Source organism: Zunongwangia mangrovi (assembly GCF_900112105.1).
In the GTDB taxonomy this organism is placed as follows: Bacteria; Bacteroidota; Bacteroidia; order Flavobacteriales; family Flavobacteriaceae; genus Zunongwangia; species Zunongwangia mangrovi.
This window is the reverse complement of the sequence record NZ_FOKV01000004.1, coordinates 107,335-127,162: the sequence shown is the minus strand read 5'-3', so window position 1 is coordinate 127,162 and position 19,828 is coordinate 107,335. Positions and strand designations below refer to the sequence as shown.

At 35.6% G+C, this 19,828-nt stretch carries 17 protein-coding genes and 1 tRNA gene; 7 read left to right on the top strand and 11 right to left on the bottom strand.

Features of this window, described 5'->3' with window-relative positions; genetic code table 11:
• The first annotated feature begins 37 nt into the window (after positions 1-37).
• The 5 genes from BM201_RS10970 to mazG all read left to right on the top strand — a co-directional run bounded on the left by BM201_RS10970 (position 38) and on the right by mazG (position 2,897).
• Positions 38-113 (top strand) — tRNA-His (locus BM201_RS10970).
• A gap of 545 nt (positions 114-658) precedes the next feature.
• Positions 659-808, top strand: a complete 150-nt coding sequence (locus BM201_RS18115) for a hypothetical protein (RefSeq protein ID WP_175487025.1) — start codon at positions 659-661, stop codon at positions 806-808.
• A gap of 22 nt (positions 809-830) precedes the next feature.
• Positions 831-1,514, top strand: coding sequence for a hypothetical protein (locus BM201_RS10965; protein ID WP_139219204.1), 684 nt, complete (start codon positions 831-833; stop codon positions 1,512-1,514).
• 268 nt (positions 1,515-1,782) lie between these two features.
• Entirely contained in the window at positions 1,783-2,043 is a 261-nt protein-coding gene (locus BM201_RS10960; RefSeq protein WP_139219202.1) for a hypothetical protein, read from the top strand.
• 80 nt (positions 2,044-2,123) lie between these two features.
• On the top strand, positions 2,124-2,897 hold the full coding sequence (gene mazG / locus BM201_RS10955) for a nucleoside triphosphate pyrophosphohydrolase (protein ID WP_092542861.1): 774 nt from the start codon (positions 2,124-2,126) through the stop codon (positions 2,895-2,897).
• 73 nt (positions 2,898-2,970) lie between these two features.
• Here the strand turns inward: mazG and BM201_RS10950 are convergent, their stop codons facing one another.
• The 7 genes from BM201_RS10950 to BM201_RS10920 form a co-directional block, all read right to left on the bottom strand.
• The gene (locus BM201_RS10950; RefSeq protein ID WP_092542569.1) at positions 2,971-5,049 is read right to left on the bottom strand and encodes a DUF349 domain-containing protein; all 2,079 of its coding nucleotides are present in this window, start codon (positions 5,047-5,049) and stop codon (positions 2,971-2,973) included.
• A gap of 117 nt (positions 5,050-5,166) precedes the next feature.
• The gene (locus BM201_RS10945) at positions 5,167-5,898 is read right to left on the bottom strand and encodes a shikimate dehydrogenase family protein (protein WP_092542567.1); all 732 of its coding nucleotides are present in this window, start codon (positions 5,896-5,898) and stop codon (positions 5,167-5,169) included.
• 34 nt (positions 5,899-5,932) lie between these two features.
• The gene (locus BM201_RS10940; protein WP_092542565.1) at positions 5,933-6,976 is read right to left on the bottom strand and encodes a DUF368 domain-containing protein; all 1,044 of its coding nucleotides are present in this window, start codon (positions 6,974-6,976) and stop codon (positions 5,933-5,935) included.
• Complete coding sequence (locus tag BM201_RS10935; protein WP_092542563.1) at positions 6,963-7,901, bottom strand: DUF368 domain-containing protein; 939 nt, start codon at positions 7,899-7,901, stop codon at positions 6,963-6,965. The genes BM201_RS10940 and BM201_RS10935 overlap by 14 nt, the downstream gene beginning before the upstream one ends.
• A gap of 37 nt (positions 7,902-7,938) precedes the next feature.
• A complete protein-coding gene (locus BM201_RS10930) occupies positions 7,939-9,336 on the bottom strand; it encodes a tetratricopeptide repeat protein (RefSeq protein ID WP_092542561.1) in 1,398 nt (465 codons plus the stop codon).
• A 99-nt stretch (positions 9,337-9,435) separates the two neighbouring features.
• Entirely contained in the window at positions 9,436-10,623 is a 1,188-nt protein-coding gene (locus BM201_RS10925; protein ID WP_092542559.1) for an aspartate aminotransferase family protein, read from the bottom strand.
• On the bottom strand, positions 10,616-12,448 hold the full coding sequence (locus BM201_RS10920) for an OstA-like protein (RefSeq protein ID WP_092542557.1): 1,833 nt from the start codon (positions 12,446-12,448) through the stop codon (positions 10,616-10,618). Before BM201_RS10920 ends, BM201_RS10925 begins: the two co-directional genes overlap by 8 nt.
• 260 nt (positions 12,449-12,708) lie before the next feature.
• On the opposite strand from BM201_RS10920, the gene BM201_RS10915 reads away from it, so the two are divergent.
• Both BM201_RS10915 and BM201_RS10910 read left to right on the top strand, forming a co-directional pair.
• A complete protein-coding gene (locus tag BM201_RS10915; protein ID WP_092542555.1) occupies positions 12,709-13,488 on the top strand; it encodes a ferritin-like domain-containing protein in 780 nt (259 codons plus the stop codon).
• 25 nt (positions 13,489-13,513) lie between these two features.
• Entirely contained in the window at positions 13,514-14,356 is an 843-nt protein-coding gene (locus BM201_RS10910; protein ID WP_092542552.1) for a ferritin-like domain-containing protein, read from the top strand.
• 76 nt (positions 14,357-14,432) lie between these two features.
• Here the strand turns inward: BM201_RS10910 and BM201_RS10905 are convergent, their stop codons facing one another.
• The 4 genes from BM201_RS10905 to BM201_RS10890 form a co-directional block, all read right to left on the bottom strand.
• Positions 14,433-15,707 (bottom strand): adenylosuccinate synthase, encoded by a 1,275-nt coding sequence (locus BM201_RS10905; RefSeq protein WP_092542550.1) that lies wholly within the window; start codon positions 15,705-15,707, stop codon positions 14,433-14,435.
• 11 nt (positions 15,708-15,718) lie between these two features.
• Entirely contained in the window at positions 15,719-16,174 is a 456-nt protein-coding gene (locus BM201_RS10900; protein WP_084841716.1) for a Fur family transcriptional regulator, read from the bottom strand.
• Positions 16,175-16,204: 30 nt separating this feature from the next.
• Positions 16,205-18,415, bottom strand: a complete 2,211-nt coding sequence (locus BM201_RS10895) for a RelA/SpoT family protein (protein ID WP_092542548.1) — start codon at positions 18,413-18,415, stop codon at positions 16,205-16,207.
• Between the two features lie 135 nt (positions 18,416-18,550).
• Positions 18,551-19,792 carry a M48 family metallopeptidase gene (locus BM201_RS10890; RefSeq protein WP_092542546.1) on the bottom strand — a complete coding sequence of 414 codons (1,242 nt, stop codon included), beginning with the start codon at positions 19,790-19,792 and terminating at the stop codon, positions 18,551-18,553.
• Positions 19,793-19,828: the final 36 nt, after the last annotated feature.

Sequence of the window (19,828 nt, the reverse complement as noted above, 5' to 3'; positions counted from 1 at the left end):
GTTTAAATAGCTTACATTTGCAACCGCAATTTGAAATGGTGGATGTAGCTCAGCTGGTTAGAGCGCTGGATTGTGGTTCCAGAGGTCGCCGGTTCGAACCCGGTCTTCCACCCTTATTTGTAAAACCTCGCTTTTAAGCGGGGTTTTTTCATTTCTATACAGACTTTATAGAAATATACATACTTCAGAAACACCTATTTTCGCAGATAGAAAGTACTTTTGCTAAGTTAAGTTTACGAATGGCAAAGTTCAACTTTATAAAAGGAATAAAGAAACCATCAGAGTTTTCCTTTCAAATGAATTCTTACTCACTAAAGAAAGACTAGAAGAAGAATACTACATCATTTTAAAGAGATCGATTAGGATTTATTTTACAATCTCCCCGCCCTTGCTTTTTTAATAAACTTAAGACATAGAATTGACAACATTACAGAAGAAATCTATTTCCAACTACAAGCGCATTGAGTTGATTTTAAAGTAATGGATGAGGGTAAAGTAAAAATAATCCAACCAGAATAATAAATGACTATTATTATATCAATAGTAGCTGGTAGATCGGGACTGAGAAGTGTTTCTAGGTTGGCGAGTGATCTCGATAGAATTTTTTTAGATGTAGAAAATATCGATATAAATTGGATTAAAAATAAAATGGAGGATTATGGCATTAAAAGAAAGTATCTCATTGAACAGCATGAAATTATTTAATCATATTCAAGCCGGGTGTTTTTCAAAAGATAAGAAGTATTCTGTAGATTTATCAAAACCAATGAGAGCAATATTCTTTTATCATTTTCTGACCTATGACTAAATCAAAATTTAAGAGCACAAATATGAAATTGAAAGCTAAGCATATTCTAATAACCGCATTTGTTTTTATCCTTATAATTTTGAGCGGACAAATATTTGCAGTTTTTTGCGTAAGTCCAGATAGTAGATATTTAGATGCTTCTAACTATTTGAACAATTTGCTTAGTCCCATCATTTCCATAATTGCATTATTAGGTGTTTATTACACATATAGTCAACAGCAAAAAAATCATAAGGAACAAATTGATCAGGGTAGGCAAGAATTTGCAATAAATCATTTATCCTCGATATATCTAGAATTTAAGGCATATTATGAAAGGGAGGTTGATGAAGATTATTTATCCGATTTAAGCAAAAGAGCTGAAAAATTAGATCATTGGTATAAAACTTATCGGCCGGAAGAGCTAACAAATCAGCTTAACATAGAAGATGAGATCAGGGGACAAAGAAACTTTTTAGTTAAATTAAATGAGCATATAGATAATTACAATTATCTCGTTGATTATATCTCAAATTCTCGATATATAGATATTCAAGTAAAAAAATCATATTTAAAAAGAATTTTATATGATATCGAAAAAATCTCAATCAATTACGAGAGAATGAAATACTCTAATTATATTCCTTCTGAAATTGTAGAACTATATAAAGAATATTATCACCAGATTGAAACTATAATACAAAAAGCTAATAATAACATTAAATAAAATTTGAGTTTTATTTTCTCATTTGCATTTTATATATGTTCACGTTTACTGTTTATAAAGCCTCAAAAGTATTATGAATAGAGAAAAGTTATTTGGATTGTGGTTCCAGTGGTCTGCGGTTCGAACCCGGTCTTCCACCCTTATTTGTAAAACCTCGCTTTTAAGCGGGGTTTTTTGTTTTTGGGCAAGTTTTCACTAAACTTTAGCAAATCGATCTTTTTAGTCGATGTTATTATTTTTTACATTTAGCTTTTCTAACAAATGTTTAATGATAACAAGAAATAAGATAAAGCGTATCGAAGCTTTTCTTGAAGCACATGATAAAGTAGAGGCAAAACTGGAATTTTCGTTCCCGTTGCCTAAATTCGATAGTCTTGTGATCATTTTAAACACCTACGCCGAGTTGGAATTATTCTCTGGTTATTTTGAGGATTTAGATATCCCTACCGAAGAAGAATATGAAGAAATGTGTAGTTCTAATAACTATTCGGTTTCAGCTTATCCAAAACTTAATCTGTACGCAGTCTAGCATATCAAGTTGTATAATTTTTTGCCGTTTCTGGTCTTCCTTAGGTGAATATCGTATTTTGGTCTTTTAAAAAAAATACAATGAATTCCAGAGAAGATCAGCTAAAAGCCTTTGATAGATTACTTACCATAATGGACGAACTTAGGGAGCAATGTCCCTGGGATCGTAAACAAACCATGGAAAGTTTGCGACATCTTACGATCGAAGAAACTTACGAACTTGGTGATGCCATTTTAGATAAGGATATCGAAGAGGTAAGAAAAGAGCTGGGAGATCTTCTTTTACACCTTGTTTTCTATGCAAAAATAGGTAGCGAAACAAATGATTTTGATATTGCAGATGTAGCTAACGGAATTTGTGAAAAGTTAATTTCCAGACATCCTCATATCTATGGTGATGTTAAGGTTGAAGATGAAGAAGATGTAAAAAAGAACTGGGAAAACTTAAAACTGAAGGAAGGAAAGAAAAGCGTTCTGGAAGGCGTGCCAAGATCGCTGCCCGCTCTGGTAAAAGCAAGTCGAATTCAGGATAAGGTTGCTGGTGTAGGATTCGATTGGGAAGAGCCACAACAGGTATTCGAAAAATTACAGGAAGAGTTGGGAGAGTTGCAGGATGAAGTCGATAAGGCCGATAAAGATAAAATGGAAGCCGAATTTGGCGATGTTATGTTCTCGATGATTAATTATGCTCGCTTCCTAAAAATAAATCCTGAAAACGCCTTAGAACGAACCAATAAAAAATTTATAGCTCGTTTCAAATATTTAGAAGAAAAAGCTGCTGCAAGTAAAAAAGCTTTAAAAGATATGACGCTTGCTGAAATGGATGTGTATTGGAATGAAGCTAAGAAATTATAACTACGAAATAATCTTTAAAACAAAAAACCGTCGATCAATTCGACGGTTTTTTTGTGCTGTGTTTTAACTAAAACTAGTAAAGAGACTTTACTTTCTTTAGTTTTTCACGCCATACTTTTAGCTGTGCTTTATGATCGTCTATATTTTTATGAACTTCTTTAACTAAAGGATTATCATCATCTACATTAGAGAAGAACTGTAAATTGTTCTCTAATTGTCGAATTTCAGCCTGAGTTTCTTCAATCTTTTTAGAAAGGAAGAAATGTTCATTTCTAATTTTATTGTCATCATCAGCATCGTTAAGAGCCTGGATCTTATTCTCGTATTTCAGCATTTCTGCTTTTGTACGATTTACGTCCAATTTTTTAAATAACTGATCTAAAGCTTTATTGAATTTACCTTCAATAAAACGCTTGTTAAACGGAACTCTACCTAAAGATTTCCATTCAGCAATAAAAGATTTAATGGTTTTAAGATCTTCTTCCTTGTTTCCGGAATGCTCAAAAGAACGTACTTTATCAAGTAAGTCTTTTTTCTTACCAAAAGCTTCCATTTCTTCTTTGTTCTCTTCACTTCTGTTTTCATGAAGACGATCAAAGTAATAATTACAGGCTGCTTTAAACTGCTTCCAAACCTTATCACTATCCTTTCTTGGAACGTGACCTATTTTTTTCCAATCAGATTGGATCTTTTTCATAAGAGGTGTGATGGTTTTAAAATCATCACTATCCTTGTTATCTTCAGCGATTTGGATCAATTCCTTTTTCTTCTCAAGATTATCGTATTGTTGCTTTTTAAGATTCTTATAAAAAGCATTTTTCTTACGATTAAAACGTCTTACCGTTTCTTTAAAATCTGCCCAGGTTTCCTCGTTTTTACTTCTTGGTACTTTACCTGCCTTAAAGAATTCTTCGCGTAAAGCTTCAATTTCTTTGATCTTTTGCTGCCATTTGTTGTGGCTGCTGAAGTCCTGATCTGCAATTTCCCGAATCTTTTCGATGATCTGCTGCTTCTTTTCCCAGTTCTTTTCGAATTCTTTATCTAAATTTTCGAAATAATCCTGACGGCGATCATGAATTACTTTGGTCGCATTACTAAAACGTTCCCAAATCTCTTCACGATAATCTTTAGCTACAGGTCCCAATTCTTCTTTCCACATCTTATGGAGCATTTGAAGCTCTCTAAAGGCACGGTTAATATCCTGTTCCTGAGCTAATTCTTCAGCGCGATCTATAACTTTAAGCTTTTGATCTAAATTATGCTTAAAGTCCATATCCCTAAACTCACGATTTAAGTGTAGAAAATCATAGAAATTCTCTACATGGTGGTGATAGGTATTCCAAACATTATTATACTTATCACGAGGGATAGGCCCGGCAGTACGCCATTTATCCTGAATTTCTTTAAAGTGATTATAGGTGGTATTGATGTTTTCTTCTACATCAAGTAGACCTTTTAATTCTTCAATGATCTCCAGACGTTTACTAAGATTCGCATTTAGATCCTGCTTTAATTGCTGGTAGTACTTATTTCGCTTTTCACGATAATCAAAATACAATGAATTAAAGCGATTTTTTAACGGAGTAGAGTAGTGGAAATCGATAATGTTACCACCATCGGCAAGAAAATCTTCTTTCTTTTCTTCGAATTCTTCATCGAATTTCGCGTTAAATTCGGTTCTAATTTCGATCACGTGCTCTTTAATCGCCTGGATTTTCTCATTCTTCAGCAATCGCTCTAACTCATCTGTTAGTTGCTCTTTGCTCATCGAATGGTAATCTTTTTTTGGAATGGTGTGGCGCTCTGTAGCGCTTTCATCTTCACTATCCTCGGCAAGAGAATCGTCTACTCCTTTTTTATGCTCTTCGATAATGGCATCTTCATGGTCATCATCGTCGTTGGTATCTTCGGCGTTCGCTTTTTTATTGTTTTCAGTATCCTGAACAAAAGTAGATTCGGCTACCATGGCTTCTTCAAGCTCGTTTGTAGCGTCTGGATTCTCAACCTCTTCCGAAAAAGATTCTTCTACCTTCTTTTCTTCTGTTGCACTTTCTGTAGTAGATGCTTCCTGAGGCTGAGTGGTTTCAGTTGTTTCAGGGGTCTCTTTTTTAGAAAGTTCTTCTTTCTTGTTTTCGTTATCTGATTGAGACATATCTTTCAATGTTAAAGTTCTGCATGGTTATTAAAGCTGAAAGATAACAACTACACGAAAATTGGGCAAGCAAACCCAATTTTTTATGACAAGATAAGAACGAAAAAGCTTGATTCTTTAAGAATTCCATATTGCCCAGGCAGCTTCGGCCTGTAATTCGAGCATTTTATGCCCATTTACCGCAGTTGCGCCATGTTTCTTACTGTTACTCATAAATTTTGTTTCTGCAGGATTATAGATCAAATCGAAAACAAGATGATTTTTAGTGATATGCTGATACGGAATATCGGGGCATTGATCTGTGTTAGGAGCAGTTCCTAGTGGCGTGGTATTGATGATTAAAGAATACTTCTGAATAATTTCTTCGGTTAATTCTGAATAAGAATATTGTTCTTCTGAAGCCGATCTGGATACGAATTTATATGAAATCCCCATTGTTTTTAGAGCATGCGCTACCGCTTTTGAAGCGCCACCGGTTCCCAATATTAAAGCGTGTGTGTGCTGAGGTCTAAGATGAGGTTTTAAAGCGTCTCTAAAACCAATAAAATCGGTATTATGGCCTATAAGTTTTCCTCCGTTTTCAAATTTGATCACATTTACAGCCTCGATTTCTTTAGCATCTGCTGAAAGGTCATCCAAAAACTTCATCACTTCCAGTTTATAGGGAATGGTGACATTCATTCCTGAAAGTGTAGGATTTTTAGTGATAATTAATGGGAAATCTGTAATTTCAGGAATATCAAAATTGACATATTCTGCTTCGATTTTTTCATTTTCAAACTTATCATTGAAGTATTTTCTTGAAAATGAATAAGCTATATTTTTACCTAAAAGTCCGAATTTCCTCATTTTTTTAATCTTTTTTCGGTGTTTTCACCAGTTTTTATGGTCTTTTCTCGAGTTTAGCTTGTTTTCTGGCATGTTCTCTTTTTTCGTAAAACGCAAGCCCAAGAACAATAAAAATACCTACCAAAATAAAGAATATCGCCAAATAGGTTTCGGTATCTGTAAAGTCTGGAAAAAATCTATTGTAATTATCTATAATTTTATCTCCGTGACTATCGATAAGATATTCTCCCGCTTCGTCGGTCTTGTAGATCTTGGTTTTCCAGGGCCAAACCACGCCCAAAGAGCCTGTAATAAAGCCAATTATAGTGGCGAAAGTGTCTTTTTTGTAATTCTTCAGCACAAAACCCAGTAAATGGGATAGGGAAACCAATCCTGCCAGTGATCCCAAGGCAAAAACAATCATTACCTGTAGCAAATGCATTCTGGATTCGTTGGAAGTAAAACTGAAGTCTAAACTTACAATATCGGCCATTGTATCGTACAAAGCATTAACCGAATCTACCAACAGCAACACGTAATTTCCAAGCAAAATAAGGATGAAAGATCCACTAAGCCCAGGGAGCGTCATCCCCGAAACGCCAATTATTCCGCAGAAAAAAACAAACCATAAATTATCATTTTCGCGTGCAGGTTCCAGCATACTAATGGCTACCCCAAAGATAATTCCGAGTGTGACAAATAGAATACTGCGCCGGCTCCATTCATCAAAATCTTTACTGATGTAGTAGATCGAACCAATGATCATCCCAAAAAAAGCAGACCAGACATACAGCTCGTAGTGCACAATTAGGTAATCTAAAAGTTTAGAAACGCTAAAATAACTTATAAGCATTCCCAGGATAAGCAATCCTAAAAATTTGCCGTTAATGTAATGATAAAGGCTACGAAATCTACCCGCGATCAAAAGCTTGCCGGCTTTAAGATTAATCTTTTGCAGCGAGTAAATAAATTCTTCGTAAAAGCCGGCGACAAAAGCCACAACACCACCAGATACCCCGGGAACTTTATTAGCAGCTCCCATGGATAATCCCTTTAAAATAAGGAAAATTTTATCTGTTAATGTTCTAGTTTGTTGCATCAGACTCTTCAGGTTGGTTGCTTGCTAAGCTTTCCAGAAGAAAAATGAGTCCGAATCCTGCTAACATGAGGATTACTGAAAATAATAGTTGAGCATCGCCCTCAAAATTCCATGGTAAAACAGAAGTCTCGTTTATAACAATTTCTTTATCGTCGAACCTGGCCACTTCCAAAACTTTTTTCCAGGGCCAGATCTTATTTAAAGAACCTGCTATAAAGCCTGTTAACACCGCTAAGGTTAAACTGGTATAATGCGTAAAAAGCCATTTTAATATCTTAGAAAAACTAAGTAAACCAAATACAGCGCCTGCGCCCACGATTGCTAATGTTTTAATATCGAAATTATGAGCCGCTTCGGTTACCGGGCGGTATGCCCCAAGTAATACTAATATAAAAGCACCGGAAATTCCTGGTAAAATCATTGCACAAACGGCAATGGCTCCGGCAATGAACATAAATAATGTACTATCTGAACTTCCCATTGGCGGCAAAGAAGTAACGTATAAAGCGACCGCAGCGCCAAGAATTAAGGCGATAATGATCTTAAAATTCCATTTTGGGATTTGTTTTCCTACATACCAGATACTGGCTAAAACCAATCCAAAGAAAAAAGACCATATTAAAACCGGATGATTTTGAAGCAAATAATTTGCCAGACGCATTAAAGTAAATACGCTGATAAGAATTCCTAAAAAAAGCGATACAATAAAACCGCCGTTTAGTTGAAGCCACATGGCTTTGAAGCCTTCATTTTTCCAGGTTTTTAAAAGAGAAAGATCTACACCGCTAATGGTAGAGATCAATTCTTCGTAAATTCCTGAAATAAACGCGATGGTACCTCCCGATACACCGGGTACAACATCTGCGGCTCCCATAGCCATACCCTTTAGCGTGATGCTAAAGTATTCCCGTAAGCTTCTTTGCATGTTCTAAAAATTAGATTCGCCCAAAGTTAGGAAAATACTACGAAGCCTTTTGATAAGAATCTATTAATTGTTTAACACTTTTCCTTTTAAAGATTTCAGGGAAAAGTTCTTCTATGATAATGTAATATTCAGAATCGGCTTTTAATCCATTTTCCAAGTGCTTATAACCAAATTCAGCATTATTCAGCATAAAATATAATCCGCTTAAACGATATTCGATCTCTGCAATACCGGGATAGAATTCGTTCGCCTGTAGTAGGTTTTGAACCGCAGTTTCCCATTCAGCAAGATTGATAAGAATATCACATCGTCTAATCCAGGTTTCTAACTCGTAGTTACCAAGATCTAAGGTTTTACGATAACCACGTTCAGCTTCTCTATTTAGCTCTAAGCGATTATTGATCTTTGCGTAACGCTTCCAATAAAGCACATTTTCCTCATCAATATTTATCGCTTTGTTGATATAATAAAGTGCTTTTTTAAAGTTTTTCTTTTTGATATAAAAATCGGTGATCGCTATCCAGCCTTTGTCTAAAAGCGGATCTTCATGTACCGTTTTTTCGTAATTAGATAAAGCCAGTTTATCGTTACCTAACTTTTCGAAACATTTCCCAATTCTTAAGTATGCGAAAGAAGTAGGATCATCTAATTCTAAGGTTACATTGTAGTTTTCGATAGCTTCAATATATCGCTCTAGTTTTTCCAGTACTTTTCCTTTTTCAAGGTAAGCACCTATAAAATATTCGTCACTAATTATCGCAAAATCAAAAGCTGCAAGGGCTTTTTTATAATCTTTGAGATCGAAATACTGTTTTCCTACCTGGTGCCAGGCCACTTCGCAATATGGATTTTTATCCAAATACATATTCAGATATTCGATAGCTTCTTCTTTTTCTCCAAGAAAATCGAAGCAATACATCACATTGTAAAGTGCAGAATAATCTTCTTCATCGGCTTCAAGACAATTCATAAAATTGATCTTGGCATTTTCAAAATCTTCAAGAAAAAGATATTCCATCCCTATCATCGAATAAATTTCGGCAGCTTCATCAGTAACATCTAAGGCCAGTTCTAATACCTGGATGGCTTTTTGATGCTCGTCACGTTTAGAGAAAATTTGTGCTTTTTGGATGTAAACTTCCTCGTTATTAGCTTCTAGATCCTGTACTTCGGCTAATAAACCATCAGCAAGATCTAATTTGTCTTCAAAAACAAGAATTTCAACTTTAAGAAGTTTAAGGTTGATTGATGATGGATGCTGAGAAAGTCCTAATTTAACTGCCTTCTTAGCTAGGTTTATCTTTCCTATTTCTAGATAATGATGAATTATATTTTCGAATTCATTCGAATCAAAGAACAATACATCATTGGTCTTTAACATAGATTCGAAACGGGAAAGTGAGAAATTGTTATCTTCGTTATGACTTAACTGCATAAGCAAGTTGTTACTGGATTTCTACTTTACTAAAGTTAAAAAAGGATTTAACTATGTATCGTAGACGCTATAATTGTTGTTAACAAAGTAATCAACAACCTAAGCTTTGTTTTTTATTTTATTTAAAACGTCAATTATAATGCCACATCCTTCTTCTATTTCTTCCATAGAAATCGTGAGTGGCGGGGTAATTCTAACAGCTCTTTTTTCGAATAGAAGCCAGAATAGAATTAGTCCTTTTTCTTTACAATCTAAGATCACCTTATTGGCGATTTCTTCAGATTCTACAATAGCTGCGAGCATTAAACCTTTTCCCCTTACTTCATGAATTAATGGATGAATCAACAATTCTCTAAAGCGTTTTTCTTTTTCTAATGTTTCTGCCATTAATTCAGTTTCCAGAATGGTTTTTAGAGTGGCATGACAGGCAGCTGCCACCAACGGGTTTCCTCCAAAAGTAGTTATATGTCCCATTTTTGGCTTGTCTGAAAGCAGATCCATCAATTCTTCTGAAGCAACAAAAGCACCCACAGGCAATCCGCCACCCATTCCTTTACCAATCGCCATAATATCTGGAACGACCTCGTAATTTTCAAAACCGAATAATTTTCCGGTTCTTCCAAAACCAGGCTGAATTTCATCTAATATTAGTAATGCGCCTACGGCTTCACAACGCGCTTTTACTTTTTTTAGATAATTATTTTTTGGCTGAATAAATCCGCCACCACCCTGAATGGTTTCTAAAATAACCGCAGCAGTTTTTTCTGTAATTTGGTTTAAATCTTCTTCATTATTAAACTCAATAAAATCCACATCCCCAACTAATGGTCTAAAAGGCTTTTGGCGTTCTTCAAAATTCATCAAACTTAAAGATCCCATAGTATTACCATGATAAGCATTTTTTGCTGCCAGGATTTGCGTTCTTCTAGTAGCACGTCTCGCAAGTTTTAAGGAGCCTTCGATAGCTTCTGTTCCAGAGTTTACCAGGTAAACTTTGTTTAAAGGATTTGGAAGATTTTGTGCCAAAAGCTTGGAAAATTCTACCGCCGGAGCCTGCGCATATTCCCCGTAAACCATTACGTGCAAATATTTATCTGCCTGCTCTTTAATAGCTTCTATCACGGCTGGATAACAATGTCCCAAACTTGTCGCCGAAACACCAGCTACAAAATCCAAATGCTTTTGCCCATCTGAAGTATATACATAAGATCCCTTGGCATCGATAACTTCTAAACCTAATGGATGAGGCGTTGTTTGCGCCTGATATTGTATAAAATCTTTATTCAATTTTTAAAGAAGCTTTTGGGTTTGTTACGGTATCTTTTTCTTTTGTAGATTCTTCTTGTTCAGACTTTAAGCTATTAAATGTAGCCGGATCTTCCTGAATTCCCTGAGGAATCGCGGGAACACTTGGGATGCTATCCCGCGCCTTATCTTTAAGATCTTGTGGCCTTAATCTGGAATTTTCATTTAACAACATATCGCCATCTTCTCGTTCATCAAAGAAGTCATCTATTTGTTCAGGTAAAGGAATTCCCTGAATTTTTACCAACTCAGGTGGTTCTTTGCCTTTAAAGAGATCCTGTTTTTTCTCTAATCTTTCGTCGCCACGCCAGTTAAAACCTTGCAAAGTTCGATTACTTTCTAAAACCTGTTCTTCAGGCTTTAAATTTCCATCTACCGCCTGGTAGTAATAAACATCTTCGATCTGGCGCTCTTTAAAATAGACTTCGATCCTGCTGGAAAGGGTTTTGTTGATACCAATTAAGTCTTTATCTTCGGTTCTGCTATAATATAATGTCTCGGTATTTTTATCAATATCAACTTTATATAATTCATTTTCTTCAAAAAGACCGATTAATATTTGTCCTTTTATTTGGTTATAACCATCAATACTATCTTTGTTGATTAAGAACGCATTATTAAAAACTCTTAAGCTATCTAATTTTTCTGTTTCCTTATTACTAATTAGCTGAATCGTATCTCCCGTCATTTGATTGAGACCAGACCATAATACCGGATTTCTTTTTACTGAAGTAGCCGAATTTTCACCAGGATTTATATTGATAAGCTTAGTAATTCCGTCTTGTTGGTTTACAAATATAGAATCACTTTTACCGCTCATATCACTTTTGTACATTCTAACATCGTAAAATCCGCGTAATTTTCTATTTTCAGGTTTTCCGGTGACAAGCAGTGTGTCGCTATGAATAAATACTGAATCCTGATCCTGAAGGCTGGATGCTACCGGCCATTTGGTAATTATAACTGAATCTTTTTCTCTAAAAACTTCAGCATAATGCCCGGTAACTTTACTATTATTTGCCGTATCAATAACCTGGATATTGTTAGTTGCTGAAGCAAAGCTTTTATTTCGGTCAAAAAAGAGACTGTCTCCTAGAACAGTTCGATTATCGTAATCGATCTTAGAATTTTTCACAAAATATCCAGTATCACCACGGGTATCATAGAAACCACGTTCACAATACACCGTACTTTCTTCTCCTTCAATAGTAGAAGGCCCATAGAGGTAGGCATGCCCACTTTCAGAATAAAAATCGATATGGTCTGAATTTACAACGTAATCTGGATTGGTGATCTTTACATTCGATAAAAAGGTGTACTTATCTTCTTCAAAATAGTATCTTCCAATTGTACTGGTAAGAACGCTGGCGGTATCGGTAACTTTTCCTCCACTCCTATAATAAGCTTCCTGTTTTATCCGGTCAAAAAATAAGGTATCTGTTTCTAAGGTGGTTTGTGGTCTTTCCATTTTTACTGTACCACTGGCAAATGCAAATTGAGTGTTACCATTATATTCAGCATAATCACTGTTCATGCTTACCGTATCTCCCTGCTTCATTCTAACTTCTCCGTATGCTTTAAAGAAATTATCACTTTCGTAAAAAACAGCATTATTACACCATACTTCTATTCCCTGGTGAGTGAAATGTACCTGGTTGCTAACTTTACTCATTACTAGAGCGCCGGGATATTTTTCTTCATCACGATACTGGCGGTCATTTTCGTAATCGATTTTTCTGCCATTTTCCTGCGATAAGGCATTAAAACTAATTAAGAGAAGGGTTATATATATGAGGTTCTTCAACATTCAAAAATTTGTGCAAAAATAAGGAAAAATGATTTGATCATCTTTCTAAGATATCGAAGTAATTATAACGTTGGAAATCGGAATTATTTCAATTTTCAGACATAAACAAGATAAAATGATTTCATAATGAATAATAAAACTTTTAAAAAATTGGCAATATTTAAGTTTTTAGAAATCGCTTTAATAAAACATTAACGATTCAATTAAAACCAGAGCGTATTTCCCTCCGTATGTTTAGTGTAAACTAATAAGATTTAATTATGAAAAAACCAGTTGTAAAGTTGGAATTACAGGATGGTAAGAATTCTGGAAGTTCCCGAAGAAGATTTATTAAAATGAGTAGCCTTGCCTTTGCAGGTTCAACATTACTATATGCATGTAGTGAGGACGATGATTTTAATCCAGGTATGGAACCAGAGCCAGAACCAGAACCAGAACCAGAAGTTTTTGATTTAGGTAGCGGCGATCTAGGTATTTTAAATTATGCTTATGCTTTAGAACAGCTTGAAGCAGCTTTTTATACAGCGGTACGCTCAGGAAGTTATTATTCTGGAGCGCCAGCTGAAGAACAAGAATTATTCGACGATCTTTATAATCATGAGGTAATTCACCGTGAATTTTTTAGAACTGCGATCGCAGCTGCAACAGCAGATACTCCAGAAGCTATGTTGCCAGATCTAGAATTTGATCTGGAAGCAGCAGGTATCGATATAAATAGTAGGGATAGTGTTTTAGCTACCGCAATGCTACTAGAAGATACAGGAGTAAGCGCTTATAATGGTGCAGGAGATCGTATTGCGATGGCAGATTATTTAGTGATTGCTGGAAAAATAGTTTCTGTAGAGGCTAGACACGCATCGGCGATTAGATCTTTACTAAATCCAAATTCTCCAGATTTTGCAGGAGATGATGTGATAGATGAAAATGGATTAGATCCAGCTGCAGATCCAGCAGATATCTACTCTGCTGTTGTAGATTTAGATGTGGTTGCAACACCATTCACAGCGAATAACTTACCAGCACCACAGCACGAATCGTAAACTACTAACTTAAAACGAAAAAATTATGAGTATTATAAAGATGTTAGATGAATTTTCATCTGAGAATTTAATGAGTAAAAAGTCATCCAGAAGAGACATGTTTGGAACATTAAGCTCTTTTGGTAAAAAGGCCGCCATTGCTGCCGTACCTTTTGGATTAGCTTCAAAAAGCACAAAAGCTTCTGCTGCAACATCAATGTTTTTTGACCATGTTGGGCCGCTTCAGTTAGCCTTAACTTTAGAATATCTAGAGGCTGAATTTTATTTGAGAGCTTTAGAATCTGGAGTTTTAGAAGGAGGATCCAGAGAAGAAACTGCTTTTATGCAGATCTCCAAACATGAATCTGCACACGTAGATTTCTTAATGGCTGCTTTAGCTGAAGACTCTATCGATTCACCAACCTTCGATTTTACCGCAGGCGGTGCATTTGATCCTTTTAACGAAGGAGATACTTCTATGGAAGTGTCTAGAGCGCAAATGTTAGCTTTAGCACAGGCATTTGAAGATACTGGAGTAAGAGCATATAAAGGACAGGCGGGAGCACTTATGGGAACTCCATACTTAGAGCCTGCGCTTCAAATTCATTCTGTAGAAGCGAAGCATGCTTCAGAAATTAGAAGAATTAGAGGTCTTAAGGGATGGATCACCGGAAATGATAGGGGTGATGGTATGCCAGAAGCAACTCAAGACGTTTATGATGGTGAAGAAGTAACTTCACAGGCAGGAATAGATCTTGTAGGCTATGATTATGGGGATTCTCCGATCGCAGGAGATGTAACTGCCGCAGTAACACAGGCTTTTGATGAGCCTATGTCAGGAGAAACTGCTACAGCGATTGCAAGTTTATTTATCGTAGACGAATCGTAGTATTTCATAATTTCCATATATAAAAAAGGCTGTTGAAAAACAGCCTTTTTTTATATCAAAAATCGATAATTTCGATCTACTTTCTTGTAATTGTTTGTGTTCTATCTGGCCCTACAGAAACTACAGAAATTGGTACGTTAAGTTCTTTCTCTAAGAAATCTACATAATCGTTAAATTCCTTTGGAAGCTGAGAAGCTTCGGTCATTCCAGTAAGGTCTGCAGACCAACCTTTTAATTCAGTATAAACTGGAGAAACATTTTGTTCTTCAATATTATAAGGAAGGTGCTTAATTTCTTCACCACGGTAATTATAAGCAGTACAAACTTTCAAGGTATCAAAACCACTTAAAACATCACCTTTCATCATGATCAATTGTGTGATTCCGTTAACCTGAACAGCATATTTAAGTGCTACCAAGTCTAACCATCCACAACGTCTTGGTCTTCCGGTAGTCGCACCAAATTCGTTACCTACACGTCCCATAGTTTCACCATCTTCATCAAAAAGTTCAGTAGGGAATGGGCCGCTACCTACACGAGTAGTATACGCTTTAAAGATACCAAAAGCTTCGCCAATTTGTCTTGGAGAAACACCAAGCCCGGTACAGGCTCCTGCAGCAGTTGTATTAGATGAAGTTACAAATGGATAAGTACCAAAATCGATATCTAAAAGCGATCCCTGTGCACCTTCAGCAAGAATAGTTTTACCATTAGCCTGGGCTTGTTGTAAATATTCTTCACTGTCGATAAATTTAAGAGACTTCAAAGTTTCAACTGCTTCGAAAAATTCTTTCTCTAATTCATCAAGATCATATTGAACATCTGCATCATAAAAATCGATCATTTTTACATGTTTATCTACAAGCGCTTGATAACGATCCTTAAAATCGTCTAATTCCAGATCACCAATTCTAATGCCGTTTCTTCCGGTTTTGTCCATATAAGTTGGTCCAATACCTTTAAGGGTAGAACCAATTTTGGCTTTACCTTTAGAAGCCTCAGAAGCTGCATCTAATAAACGGTGGGTTGGTAAAATTAAATGTGCTTTTCTAGAGATCACTAACTTGCTTTTATAATCTACATTATGTTTTGCAAGATTATCTAATTCTCTTTTGAATATTACAGGATCTATTACCACGCCGTTACCAACAAGGTTTACAGTGTTTTCGTGAAATATTCCTGAAGGGATAGTGTGTAATACGTGTTTTTGCCCGTCGAATTCCAAAGTGTGCCCTGCATTTGGACCACCCTGAAAACGAGCAATAATATCATATTTAGAGGTGAAAACGTCGACAATCTTTCCTTTGCCTTCGTCACCCCATTGAAGCCCGAGTAGTAAATCTACCGCCATGAAAATTATACTTAATTGGTTGTTTTTTTATTACCGTAAAAATATAAAGAATGTTTGTTTATTTCTATATCAAACACTTCTTCTATTGTTTGTTTAATAGATTGGATTCGAGGATCGCAAAATTCGATTACTTCCCCGGTATCGGTAAGAATTATATGATCGTGTTGTCTGTCGAAATAAGACTTTTCATATTGAGCCTGGTTTTGCCCAAACTGATGTTTACGTACCAGACCACATTCTAATAATAATTCGATCGTATTATATAAAGTAGCACGACTTACGCGATACTTTTTATTTTTCATTTTGATATATAAAGATTCAATATCAAAATGCTCATCATTATCATAGATCTCCTGTAAAATAGCAAAACGTTCTGGGGTTTTTCTGTGCCCTTTTTCTTCCAAAAATTTGGTAAATACGTTTTTAACTACTGCCTGATCGTTCTTATTTACAACTTTTTTACTCATAATTTTTTACTGCCGCACAAAGGTATGCGATTATTCACGGCTAACCTTATCTATCCCGTTAATTTTTTTAAGCCTGTTTATAATTTTGGTCAATATATCGTTGTTTTTTACCACAACAGTTATTCTTCCGCTAAAGATTCCGTCGTCACTTTCAAAATTAATATTCTTCATATTAACATGCATATTACTCGAAATCTCTCGTGTTACGTCACTTACAAGACCAATATTATCTATTCCGTTTAGCTTAATTACTGCTTTAAAATCCTGTTGTGAACTGTCTACCCACTTGGCCTGGATAATACGATACGCATAATTACTTTGTAATTGAATCGCGTTTGGACAATCTGTTTTATGAACTTTTATACCTTCATTCACCGTAACAAATCCAAATACATCGTCGCCCGGTATCGGGTTACAGCAATTAGCCAATTTGTACTCCAGTTCGTCTTCTTCTTTACCGAAAACCAATTGATCATAATTGGCGGTAATTTCATCTTTATTTAGATCCTGGCTAACCTCTGGTTTTTTGCTGATCTTACGTTTTATATAACTTACCAGGGCGTTACTTCTGGAGGCCGCAAATTCTTTTAAGGCCTGGTTGTCGATTTTCCCGATTCCTACCCGGTAAAATAGATCCAGACTTGTTTTTAGATGAAAATGAACCACAAGCTCGTTCACCGTTTTTTCACTAAACGGAATCTTTTGAGCTCTTAACTTACGGGTTAAGATTGCTTTACCTTCTTCAGCAATTTGCTTTTTCTCTTCTTTAAGCGATGATTTTATTTTGGCTCGTGCTCTTGCCGTGGTTGCATAATCTAACCAGTTGATATTGGGTTTGGCGCTATCTGAAGTTATAATTTCTACCTGATCGCCACTTTTTAAAACATGACTTAATGGAACCAGTTTGTTATTTACTCTTGCTCCACGGGTATGCGCTCCAACTTCAGTATGAATGCTGAATGCAAAATCGAGCGGAGTAGAGCCTTTTGGTAATGATTTTAAATCTCCCTGCGGAGTAAATACAAATATTTCTTTAGAATATAAGTTCAGTTTAAATTGCTCTACAAAATCCACCGCATTTACCGTAGGATTTTCCAATACTTCCTGAAGGCGATTTAACCATTCTTCTATTCCCTGTTCTTCTTTCTCGCCGGCATTCTTGTATTTGTAATGCGCTGCATATCCTTTTTCTGCAATTTCGTGCATGCGTTCACTACGAACCTGCACTTCTACCCAGCGACCTTTTGGCCCCATTACTGTAATGTGCAACGCTTCATAGCCGGTAGATTTTGGAGAAGAGATCCAATCACGTAATCGAGTTGGATTCGGTCTAAAATGATCTGTTACGACAGAATATATTTTCCAGGCCAAAAATTTCTCATTTTCCTGGTCACTTTTATAAATGATCCTGATCGCAAATTTGTCGTAAACTTCATCAAAACTGATATTTTGAGCGTTCATTTTACGACGAATCGAAAATATAGATTTTGGACGTCCTTTTATTTCGTAATCAAGATTTTCCTTATCCAAAGAGTCCTGGATTACCCTGGAGAATTCAGTAATATAGGCATCCTGTTCTTCCTTACTTTCCTTGATCTTGATTAAAATATCCTGATAAACTTCTGGCTCGGTATATTTCAATCCAAGATCTTCAAGCTCTGTTTTTACATTATAGAGCCCAATTCTATGTGCTAAAGGCGCATAAATATAAAGTGTTTCTGAAGAGATCTTCAATTGTTTATCCCTGCGCATTGCATCCATGGTTTGCATATTGTGCAAACGATCTGCAATTTTGATGATAATCACTCGAATATCATCATTAAGCGTCAATAACATTTTCCTGAAGTTTTCAGCTTGCAGAGAAACATCTTTATCCTTTTTAAGGCTTGAAATCTTGGTTAAACCATCAACAATTTTGGCAACGGTTTCTCCAAACATTCTTTCAAGATCATCCAGCGTGTATGAGGTGTCTTCAACGACGTCATGGAGTAGGGCAGCGGCAATAGAAGTCGCATCCAATCCAATTTCTGAAGCTACAATTTTAGCTACTGCAATTGGGTGGAAGATATAGGCTTCTCCAGATTTTCGACGCTGATCCTTATGCGCGTCAACAGCCGTATCAAACGCCGATCGAATAAGTTTTTTATCCTCATCGGTTAATGTTTGATAGCTAATCCTTAGCAGTTCTTTGTACTGCTGTGCGATCTCTTTATTTTCTTTTTCTATAGCTGCCTCTGTCATATTTTAAAAATACATAAACAAATTTCAATAAACAACGTTCATATAGCAATAAACAACAATCAGTTATCAATAATCAATAAAAAAATATCGTGCTAAAAACATTCAATATTGTTATTTGCATCTAAAATCTCATATCTAATCAGACTTACTCATCAAATTCCGGTAACGCTGTAAAAGACTTGGATGCGAATAATGCCAGAAAATATAGGTTTTATGCGGAGTTAAATTGCTTAAACTATTTTTACTGAGTTTCTTTAAACTACTAATCAGGTCTTTTGCGTTATAGGTTTCTTTCGCGTAATTATCGGCCTGATATTCAAATTTTCTGGAAATAAGGTTCATTATGAGTCCGGTTATTTCTGAAATTGGACTGTATAAAATTCCGAAGGCAATTAAACCAATATGAAAACTTGGAGTTTCTACACCCAAAGCCTGTGATAAAAGCGGATTACCAACAAATAGACTCAACAACCAAAGTGTAAAACCTGTGGTAAGTACTGAAGCAAATAGATTAAAAATTATATGTTTTTTCTTGTAATGGCCAACCTCGTGCGCAAGTACCGCAACAATTTCTTCTTCCTCTAGATCATTTACTAAAGTATCGAAAAGCGTAATACGTTTTTCACTGCCAAAGCCAGAAAAATAAGCGTTTGCCTTGGTACTTCGTTTAGAGCCATCGATGATAAAAATATTATCTAGCTTAAACCCTACACTTTTAGCGTAGTTTTCGATTTTGGTTCTTAACGAGCCATCTTCAAGCGGACTTTGTTTATTGAATAATGGCACAATAAGTTTGGCGTAAAACATATTCAGAAAAACTGAAAAAGCAGCGATAAGTATCCAGGCGTACCACCAAAAATCTGAACCTGCAAATTGATAGAACCAAACGATAAGCGCTAAGATGCCTCCACCAAGAATAGCCATTAAAAGCCATCCTTTAATTTTATCGACTAAAAATGTCGATTTTGAGGTTTTATTAAAACCATATTTTTCCTCGATCACAAAAGTAGAGTAGTAGGAGAAAGGCGTGGTTAAAATATCACTTCCAATCATTATAATTCCGAAGAAAATAAGTGCAATTAGAATTTCATTATCAGAAAATCCTCGGGCGATATTATCTATCCATTCAAAACCATCAAAAAATAGAAAACCAAGCGTGAGGAGAAGTGAAAATCCAGAAGTTAAGATTCCAAATTTATAACGCTCTTTTTTATACCGTTGTGATTTCTCATATTCTTCCTTGTCGTAAACATCAGATAATTCTGCCGGGATGGGATCGTCAAAATGCCTTGCATTTAAAGTGTCCAGGATTTTATCGAAAATAAAATCAGCCAAAATAATTGCGACGATAATGTAAAATAAAGTTTCAGGATTCAAATCGAGATTTTTAAAAATTTGATAGCAAAATAAATG